Raw genomic sequence first — 10,366 nt, forward strand, 5'->3', positions numbered from 1 at the left:
TACTCACCACTTGCAGAAGTGGGAGTCTCAACTCAGACTGAGATAAATCTGCCTTTCTGTAATAGCTGCTTAACAAAACAATTTGCAAACAAAAAATCCCCGGCGGGATTTTTACGTCCTGCCGGGGATCTACTCAGGGAGAGTTCATTCAAGATTTTTATTGAAAATTCACATTAACCTTCAATGGATATAAATTTGTTTTTCTCTTCTACCGCTTTCTGCTCCTTTTTCGGAACTACGAAGCTTAAGATACCATTTTCATATTTCGGATGGATATCCTCAACGTCAACGTGCTCACCAACATAGAAGCTTCTGCTCATGCTGCCTGCATAACGCTCACGTCTTACATATTTTTTCTCCTTGTTCTCTTCGTCTTTGTCAAGACCTTTTGCTGCGCTGACGGTCAATGTACCGTTCTCCAGTTTCATTGTGATCTCGTCTTTCTTGAAGCCCGGGAGATCAATATCTACTTCATAGCCGTTCTCGGTATCTTTGACATCTGTCTTCATCAGGTTCTTTGCGTGTTTACCATACAAAGCTTTCTCAATATTTGCACTGTCTGTAAAATCCGGGAATGCAAAGTCGTTCATAAAATCATCAAATAAGTTTTCTCCAAAAATTCTAGGCATCATCATAAGTCATTACTCCTTTCAGTAATTAAATATATTTTCTGCACATTCGGAGAATCCGAAGTGTTGATTGCTTGAGCAATTGGATTTGAGATCCTTGGAACTTTTCTTCATTCCTTTTATCTCTCTTCCTTTGTTCTAGTTGTACTATAGCACTTATTATTAGCCACGTCAAGCCTTGAGTGCTAAAAAATTGTGAAGATTTTGTGAACTCTTGGTTGGTTACACGGAAAGTTATGAAAAATGGATCTATGACTTAACGGTAGATCATGAAAAGTGACAGGATAGCGTTTGTCTCCTCAGCTAACAATCGCTTTCAGAGAAAAACGCTATCCTGCCACTTCTACTACGTTATGTTAAATCACCTGCTACCTTTGCAAATTAATCCCGTGCTTGCTTAATCTTATCAGTCTTAGCTTACACTATTCCAACGAATAATCCGATCAGATGTACGATTAACGCCGCAATCCATGCAATCACACACTGCCAGATGACCACGCCAACTGCCCATTTTGCTCCAAGCTCCCGCTTAATGGATGCGACAGCTGCAACGCACGGTGTATACAACAAACTGAACACCAGAATGGATGCTGCTGTCAGAGAAGAAATCATAGTTCCTATGCTTCCGCCAAACAACACTTCCAGCGTGGATACCACACTCTCTTTTGCAATAAATCCGCTGATCAGGGAAGTACAGATCCGCCAGTCTCCCATGCCAAGTGGGCGAAAAATCGGCACCAAAATGCCGGAAATTGCAGCAAGAATACTGTCGGCAGAATCTGTGACCATATTCATATGCAGATCAAAACTCTGCAGGAACCATACCACGATCGTTGCAATAAAAATCACGGAAAAAGCACGCTGCAGGAAATCTTTTGCTTTTTCCCACAAAAGCTGTGTCACGTTTTTCGCTCCCGGCAGACGATAATTCGGCAGTTCCATAACAAATGGAACCGGTTCTCCTTTGAATAAGGTTCCTTTATAAAGGAACGCAATTAAAATCCCGACGCCAATACCAAGCAGATACAGCCCAGTCATGATGAGTCCGCCTTTTTTCGGAAAAAATGCACTGACAAAGAACGAATAAATCGGTAGTTTTGCCGTACAGCTCATAAATGGTGTCAGCAAAATCGTCATTTTTCGATCCCGCTCACTGGTCAGCGTACGCGTTGCCATAACCGCCGGAACCGTGCATCCAAATCCGATCAGCATCGGTACGATACTTCGACCGGAAAGTCCGATTTTTCGCAGCAGTTTATCCATAACGAAAGCGACTCTGGCAATGTAACCGCTGTCTTCCATCAGAGACAGGAAAAAGAACAGTGTCACGATGATCGGCAGGAAACTTAAAACGCTTCCCACTCCGGTAAAAATTCCATCAATCACAAGGCTGTGCATAGCGCTGTTTACATGTGTGGCTGCCATCGCAGCATCCACAATGGCCGACAATTTATCAATCCCAATTTCAAGCAGTGTCTGTAAACCAGCTCCGATCACATTGAATGTCAGATAAAATACAAGTGCCATGATTCCAATAAAACATGGAATTGCCGTATATTTTCCAGTCAGAATCCGGTCGATTTTCTCACTGCGGATGCGTTCTTTGCTCTCCTTTGGTTTTACAACGGTCTGCTCACACAGACGCTCGATAAAGTCAAAACGCATATCGGCTATCGCAGCGCTTCGATCAACCTCACGCTCCGTCTCCATCTGCTGTACAATATGCTCCAGCATTTCCCGCTCATTCTGATCCAGTTCCAGCTGTTCCAGGATCAATGGATCACCCTCGATTGCTTTCGTTGCCGCAAACCGCACCGGAATGGCTGCTGCCTGCGCATGATCCTCGATCAGATGAATGACTGCATGGATACAGCGGTGTACCGAACCGTTATGATCCGTCTTATCACAAAAATCCTGCCGCAATGGACGTTCCTGATATTTTGCAATATGCAGCGCATGGGTGATCAGCTCATCCACGCCCTGATTTTTAGCCGCCGAAATGGGAATCACCGGAACACCAAGCAGTGCTTCCATTCCATTGATATCAATGGAACCCTGATTGCCAAGCACCTCATCCATCATATTCAATGCCACAACCATTGGAATATCCATCTCCAGCAGCTGCATGGTCAGATACAGATTACGCTCAATATTTGTCGCATCCAGAATGTTGATGATCGCCTTCGGCTTTTCATTTAAAACAAAATTTCTGGATACTATTTCCTCACTGCTGTAAGGAGACATGGAATAAATGCCCGGCAAATCCGTTACATCCGTCTCCGGGTGACCCTTGATGGAACCATCTTTTCGGTCAACGGTAACACCAGGGAAATTTCCAACATGCTGGTTAGAACCCGTCAGCTGATTAAATAATGTTGTCTTTCCGCAGTTCTGATTTCCTACTAACGCATAGGTCAGTATCGTTCCCTCTGGCAGTGGATTTTCATCTTTTTTCGAATGAAATTTTCCGGTCTCACCAATACCAGGATGCTCAGATCCAAGTTCCTTTACGGTACGCTTATGCTCATTGCTTCGTTTTTCAATCGGATCGATCTCAATCTGATCCGCTTCCGCCAGACGCAGTGTCAGTTCATAACCATGGATCTGTAACTCCATCGGATCTCCCATCGGCGCAAGTTTCACCACCGTTACTTCCGCTCCCGGGATCATTCCCATATCTAAAAAGTGCTGACGCAGGGCACCTTCGCCGCCTACGGTCTTGATCACTGCACTCTTACCAATTTCCAATTCTTTTAATGTCATAATGTTTTATTTTCCTCTTATGTATTTTCACACGATAGTTCGCATGTTGTTTTTTGATAAATCTTTTTCATTATAACACTTTTTTGATATTTTTTAATCATTAAAAGCGAAGATATGCAAAAAAGGCAGAATGTAATATTTTTATACCACATCCTGCCTTCGTTTTAGCAATCCCACCGATATTTTTTCCGTTTTCATATCATTTTTCTCTATTTTCTGCACAGTTTCAAAATTCTTGGTCGATTATACCGCTGCATAATAGCAAATAAAAGATCCATTAATGCTGACAATACTGATGTGATTAAAAACACCCAGAATGCACCAAATGCCGGAACTGTAAACAATGGAAGAAAACTGAATATCACGATCACTTCATGGCTTACTTCCGCCTGACACATAGCTCCTGCAATTTCTTCCGGTGTATGTAATCTCAGGTCAAAATAGCTCGGCTCATAAGTCGGCATCTTATTTTTCCATTGCTTTACATGTAGCTTCCGGTATAATTTTTTTTCCCACTTTTTCTGCTGATACCATTTTCGAGACAGATTTGCCCGATTGTGCATAGTATGACTGAAAACCCCCGCAACTGTATAACGCATGACAAAATGATAGCTGATCGTTCCTGCCGTGATAGCCAGTGACAGCAGCACACCGTTTTCCGTTATCCTGTATAAAATTGTAAATACGATTGTTGCCAAAACAGCAAATACCATTGTGGATTTCATTGCTTTTTTCACAGTGATCGTTTCCTTTAATTTTCTATTATTTTTCTGCAGTAAAGCGGACATTTGCAATCCACTTTTGCTACTTACTCATGAACGCAGCCTCTTTACTACCTTCGTTTATACTATCACGCAAAAAGTTTCCCTGCAAGTTCTACATGCCCTTCACCTTCCATCATTTTTTTCTCGCAGATGTGGCGATCAGCTGGCACGCAGCGCCGGCGTGAATGAAAAATCCATATACTTCACTATGTAGATAGAAAAATCCGGCAATTTTTTCTCAGGGAGCGATTGCTAGCGACCGAGACAAAATTGCCGGATTTCTCTTCATAAAAGTATATTTTTTATCTACACAAGCAAGTTTTACTCCTGGATATAAGCCACAGACTCCTCACTTGCTCCAACTTTCAGTGCTGCAATATAACCCGTTCTGGTACACTGATCTACCTTACCCGGATGAATTGCATCACCGATCACATACACACTTGCATCTCCAGCCGCTTCTTTCAGCGCACTGTAATCCACAGATTTCATACCAAGTGCATACAATACCGTATCTGCCTCAAGTTCCTGCACACCGTCTGCATTTTCAATCTTCACGCTGTTCGGTGTGATCTCCAGACATTTTGTTTTTGGAAGCATGGTCATATTGTTTTTCTCCATCTCCCATACCAGAGCCTCACGGTACATACCGAAGGACTCATTTGCCACACGGTCAAGCATCTCTACTACAGTTACTTCATGACCTGTTTTCTGCAGGTAAAGACCTGTCTCGCAGCCAACCAGACCACCACCGATCATGACAACTTTTTTGCCCGGCTCACAGGTTCCATCGTATACAGACATTGCCTGATGTGCATGTTCAATACCGTTAATTGGCGGGCATGCCGGAACAGAACCGGTTGCAAGGATTACCGCATCCGGTGCAAATTCTTTGATGAATTCTGGTGTCACTTCTGTATTCATAAGGATTTCCACGTCATGACGTTTTACCTCACGAATCATCATATCTTTGAAATTACGAAGATCTGGTTTGTCGATATCTACGTCTGTGAAATACAGAAGTCCGCCAAGTTTGTCTGATTTCTCAGCCAGTGTTACTTTATGTCCACGGTCTGCTGCTGTGATCGCTGCCTGAATACCTGCAATACCACCACCTACGATCAGCACTTTCTGCGGACCTTTCTCAGCTGGCGGAAGCTGCTCAACATCAAACGGTAAATGAGCGGTTGGATTGATGGTACAATGTCCTACATAAACTGCAAGCTGCTCACTGGTAAACGGAAGATCATCATAACCTTCCTCCGGAGATCCCGGGAAACATTTATAACATCTTAAGCAACGGCGGATCTGTGCCTCGTCGCCATCCATACATTTCTGTGTAAAATCCGGATCTGCCAGCATCTGACGTCCGAAAATTGCAAAGTCGATCTTGCCATCTGCGATTGCCTGATCTACCTGCTCCGGAGAGTTGATACCGCCAACAGCTCCAACCGGCAGAGAAGTATATTTTTTAATAATGGAAGCCGGTTCAATGTTCAGTCCGTGCTCATGGAACATACTGGACTCTGTACCGGATTTTACGGATTCCTCATAAATACCACAGGTAACATGTACGGATGTAATATACTGCTCTACCATCTGAATGAATCTTCCGGTCTCCTCCGGTGTGATTCCACCCGGCTGATGATCCGTTCCATCAATACGAAGCTCGATCAGGAAATCAGGTCCAACTGCTTCCCGAATGGATTTGCAGATCTGAATCGGGAATTTTGCACGGTTCTCCAGAGATCCGCCATACTCATCAGTACGGGTATTCATCAATGGGGAAAGGTACTGTGTAAAAATAAATCCATGTCCGCCATGAATCAGAATTCCGTCAAATCCTGCTTTCTGCATATAAGTAGCTGCTACCGCAAAATCATTTGCGATACGATCCATATCGTCTTTTGTCATTGCACGAACCGGAACTCCGGCAGAGTTTGTACAGGCCACCGGTCCGATTGCTTCCTGCTGATCGTTGAACGGAACTTTTTCTTTTCCGCAGTGAACCAGCTCAGCCAGTGCGATACAGTCATGCTTTTTGATACGGTCTGCATATGTTTTTACCGCATTGAATGTCTCCATATCTTCTTCCGGTTTTGCAAAATCAAATGGTTTGAATCCCGGGATACGTACTGCGTCACGGAAGTTGACATCTGTCTCACCAAGAATAACGCAGGCATTTCCGCCTTTTGCAGGTCCTTCCAGTTTTCGATAGGAAACCTCTGCTGCCATCGGGTTCTGTGCCACAAGTGCGAATGCCATCGGCGCACTTACGATACGGTTTTTGTAAACTTTGTTGCCGACTTTCATCGGGCTTAATAAATGTGTAAATGCCATAATTTTTACTCCTCTTCTTTTCCCTGTTATTTAGTCACATCCATAATAAATGAATCACGGATTGATTCTTTTTTGCTGTAAATAATTTTTTCTTAATATATATAATGAAGATTTCTGCAGAAATACTCCAGAACTAATCCAGTTCCGGGAATTTCAGTTCTTTGTATTTTGGCAGTTTTGCCGCAACTTCTTCCCGTTTCTTCGGATCCATGAAAAATCCCCCCTGTGTCTCCGCAATCTCATCACAGTGAACGCCACGGCCTTCCTCCGTAGTGCGATCACGCTCCAATCCATTTGCTGCAATAACAAATTTCCATTTTCCGTCCGGAGTACGCTCCAGATCTCCGCCTGCGCCACATACAGTACACTCAATCGGATACTGCAGACCTTTCCACTGCGGCTCACCCAGACACAGTGAATTGCTGTGACAGTTCGGGCACCATCCATAATCCGGATCTCCCAGCCATTTCCGTTCTTCCGGTTTTGTGTTCAGCGCTTCCATGACATTCTTGCCAATCTCTCTTGCCCGGGCAATTTTTTCATCATATAACAGAACCTGTCCAGGAGCTGGAACCTGCGTGGCCATATACATATCCACGATCTTAAAACTGTTTGTAAATGTAGTTGCCTGCATGCACTCCAGCGCCATAGACTGCCAGGAACGGGTAGAACCGCCCACTGCGATCAGCGCCCCCACACGATCTCTCGGCTCAATTGCTCCGATTTTTGTTAAAAATGCTGATTCGTATGCCAGATTTCTGTGCATAAATTTCAAAAATAAAGATGACGGCATGAGATCATATGTCGGTGCGGAAAAAATAACTGCATCCTGGTTCAACATCACATCCATAATCTTCTTTTTGTCATCCGCATTATCCAGGGAACATCCGGTATATTTTCCCATGGACATTCCCATCGTACAGGAAGTACAACCATTACAGTCAATGATGTTGTAATCCTTTAAATTGATCATTCTGACCTCTGCCCCCATCTCCTGACAGACAAGCAGTGCTTCTTTTAATAAAATTTCTGAATTACTGTTTTTTCTTCCTGCAGTAACTCCCATAACCTGAAACGCCATACCAACTTTACCTCCTCTGTTTTTGTAAGAAAATCAGGCACTTTGTCAGGGAAATGCCTGACATTTTTCCTGCATGATTTTCGTTTACACCTAACCTCTTTTGTGTTACATTGATTGTAACATGAAGATTTTTATTTGTGAAATTCATATATTTTTGTATTATTGATAATTTTTTTTTATAACTGATAACAAATGTGGCTCTCATGTTTTCATATGTAAGAAATAACAAGCTTGCATTTTTAGTAATTACACCATCAAACCGGAGGTACTTATGGATCAGAAACAACTGTCCTATTTCATTGCCGTAGCCAAATACCGTAACTTTTCCCGGGCGGCTCAGGATTTTTATCTGACACAACCCGCCATCAGCCACCAGATAAAAATGTTGGAAAAGGAACTGGATACGGAGCTTTTTGTCCGAAACACTAGAAAAGTGACCTTAACAGATAGCGGCGAACTCTTTCTCGAAGATGCAAAAATCATTCTGGATGCTATGGAACATGCAAAACAAAAAGTGACTCTGGCAAAAGAACAACCTTCCGTACTACGCATCAGCCATCTGTCCGCGCCGACACATCAGTTTTTACCAGATGCCGTAAATCAATTCCACATTCGCTATCCGCATGTAAAGATCAAGCTGATACGACAGGACGCTTTACAGATTTCAGAATCCGCCGCTCGGCAGGATGCAGATATTTATTTTTCTATGATGCCGGATTTGCAGCAAATTGCCTCGCTGGATGTCAAAAAAATCCAGTCGGATTCCTTCTGTCTGGTTACTCGGAAAGATCATCCGGCGCTTCAGAAAATGATTCTGGATTATGACAAACTGGCCAGCGAACCTTTTCTGGTTTTCCATCCGGAACATGCCAGATACATGAACCAGCGCATCATGGAACTGTGTGCACAGATTGGATTTCATCCCCGCATCACGGAACAATTTGACTTGTACGAAAATCTGCTTCAGGCAATAGAAGCCGGCACAGGCATCTCAATCCTGCCTTATCGCAGCCGCAGTTATATGCATGCAAACAATCTGGCATTCACTTTACTAGATGGAAGCAATGATACACTTAATCTGGCCATTGCCTGGAAGCACAAAATAACCAATCCGGCGGTGCCACTGTTTCTGGAAGTTTTTCGGGAATATATGCAAGAACACCCAGAACATTTTTAAACATATGCTACATTCGATTATTATTTGGATATTAATTGCAATATACACGTTTTTTACCTAGGAGGTTTTCAATATGAATACAGGACGAAAAATAATGAACGTCGCCGTTGTCGGCTGCGGCGCGATCAGTGATATTTATCTGGAAAATATGATTTACCGCTTTGACAATTTGAATGTCATTGCCTGCTGCGCAAACCATCTGGAACATGCAAAAGAAAAAGCCGAAAAATATGGCATTCTGGCTTGTACTTACGAAGAAATTCTGGCAGATCCATCCATTGATATGGTTGTCATTCTGACCCCCGCACCAACTCATGAAGTTCTGATTCGTCAGGCTCTGGAAGTCGGAAAACATGTGTATACGGAAAAGACCATGACTTTATCTGCAAAAACTGCCAATGCATTGCAGGAACTGGCTCTTGCCCAAAATCTTTTTCTCGGCTCCGCACCGGATACTTTTCTGGGGGCAGCTTTACAGACTGCCAAAAAAGCAATTGATAACGGTCTGATCGGAGAAGTGACTTCTTTTGATATCTGCGCAAACCGGGATCTGGATTATCTTGCCGGGTTGTCACAGTTTCTGTGTATGCCGGGCGGTGGTATCTGTTATGACTACAGTGTATATCATCTGACAGCATTGATCAGTTTACTCGGTCCGGTGGATTCAGTGTCTGCAATCGTTCGAAATCTTGCACCGGAAAGAATCAACACATTTCCAGATAGTCCCACTTATGGGAAACCGATTTCCTATCCAAACGAAAGTCAGGTCTTCTCTATTTTAAAACTGGAAAACGGAATTGCCGGAACGCTATCCATCAACGGTGACAGTACCATTCAGGATCAGGCACATTTTATGATTTATGGGAAAAAGGGAATACTGAAACTGACCGATCCCAATACCTTTGGTGGGAATGTAATCTATCTGCCTGCACAAAAGGATTTTGAAGATCATCCGACTCCACAGATTCTGAACTATGGCTTTTCCTATGGTGAAAACAGTCGTGGGCTTGGTCCTTCTGAAATGGCAGATGCGATTTTTGAAAAACGCGAAAATCGTGCAAATGCAGAACTTGCCGTGCATGTGCTGGATGTGATTGATCATATGGTGGAAAGCAGCGAAAAAGGTGCTTTTGTACAGGTAACTTCTACCTGTAAACGACCGGAACCAATGCCTAGCTACGTAAGGAGGAATTTATTTTGAAATTTGAACCAAAAAAAGACTTCAAACGACTGATTGTCGTGTGCCTCGCCTCTGTGCTGATGGCTTTAAATATCAAGTCCTTTGTCCGCACCGGCGGTCTGTATCCGGGCGGAGCTACCGGACTTTCCCTGCTGATCCAGCGTGGTGCGCAGATGTACCTTGGGCTGGCGCTGCCTTATACCGTGATCAACGTAATTTTGAATGCGATTCCAATCTATATTGGTTTCCGTTTTATCGGTAAAAAATTTACGCTGTATTCCTGTCTGTGTATTGTGCTGACCAGTGTACTTACCGACGTGATTCCGGGTATTGCCATTACTTCTGATGTGCTGTTGATCAGTATTTTCGGCGGTATTATTAACGGATTTGCCATCAGTCTCTGTCTGCTGATGGGTTCCACTACGGGCGGCA

8 protein-coding genes are annotated in these 10,366 nt (G+C 43.4%); 3 read left to right on the top strand and 5 right to left on the bottom strand.

Annotated features, from left to right (window positions below; genetic code table 11):
- Nucleotides 1-173: 173 nt before the first annotated feature.
- The 5 genes from LG34_RS11515 to LG34_RS11535 all read right to left on the bottom strand — a co-directional run bounded on the left by LG34_RS11515 (nt 174) and on the right by LG34_RS11535 (nt 7,577).
- The gene (locus tag LG34_RS11515) at nt 174-635 is read right to left on the bottom strand and encodes an Hsp20/alpha crystallin family protein (protein ID WP_109216185.1); all 462 of its coding nucleotides are present in this window, start codon (nt 633-635) and stop codon (nt 174-176) included.
- A 411-nt stretch (nt 636-1,046) separates the two neighbouring features.
- Nucleotides 1,047-3,392 carry a ferrous iron transport protein B gene (gene feoB, locus LG34_RS11520; RefSeq protein WP_109216186.1) on the bottom strand — a complete coding sequence of 782 codons (2,346 nt, stop codon included), beginning with the start codon at nt 3,390-3,392 and terminating at the stop codon, nt 1,047-1,049.
- A gap of 209 nt (nt 3,393-3,601) precedes the next feature.
- On the bottom strand, nt 3,602-4,180 hold the full coding sequence (locus LG34_RS11525; RefSeq protein ID WP_242979890.1) for a hypothetical protein: 579 nt from the start codon (nt 4,178-4,180) through the stop codon (nt 3,602-3,604).
- A 297-nt stretch (nt 4,181-4,477) separates the two neighbouring features.
- The gene (locus tag LG34_RS11530) at nt 4,478-6,496 is read right to left on the bottom strand and encodes an FAD-dependent oxidoreductase (RefSeq protein WP_109216187.1); all 2,019 of its coding nucleotides are present in this window, start codon (nt 6,494-6,496) and stop codon (nt 4,478-4,480) included.
- Nucleotides 6,497-6,629: 133 nt separating this feature from the next.
- Complete coding sequence (locus tag LG34_RS11535) at nt 6,630-7,577, bottom strand: flavodoxin family protein (protein WP_109216188.1); 948 nt, start codon at nt 7,575-7,577, stop codon at nt 6,630-6,632.
- A 271-nt stretch (nt 7,578-7,848) separates the two neighbouring features.
- On the opposite strand from LG34_RS11535, the gene LG34_RS11540 reads away from it, so the two are divergent.
- The 3 genes from LG34_RS11540 to LG34_RS11550 all read left to right on the top strand — a co-directional run.
- Entirely contained in the window at nt 7,849-8,754 is a 906-nt protein-coding gene (locus tag LG34_RS11540) for a LysR family transcriptional regulator (protein ID WP_109216189.1), read from the top strand.
- A gap of 73 nt (nt 8,755-8,827) precedes the next feature.
- Nucleotides 8,828-9,955, top strand: a complete 1,128-nt coding sequence (locus LG34_RS11545; RefSeq protein ID WP_109216190.1) for a Gfo/Idh/MocA family protein — start codon at nt 8,828-8,830, stop codon at nt 9,953-9,955.
- A partial coding sequence (locus tag LG34_RS11550; RefSeq protein WP_146190223.1) for a YitT family protein occupies nt 9,952-10,366 on the top strand: 415 nt, incomplete at its 3' end. The genes LG34_RS11545 and LG34_RS11550, both read left to right, overlap by 4 nt.

Source organism: Eubacterium ramulus (assembly GCF_003122485.1).
Lineage (GTDB): Bacteria > Bacillota > Clostridia > Lachnospirales > Lachnospiraceae > Eubacterium_I > Eubacterium_I ramulus_A.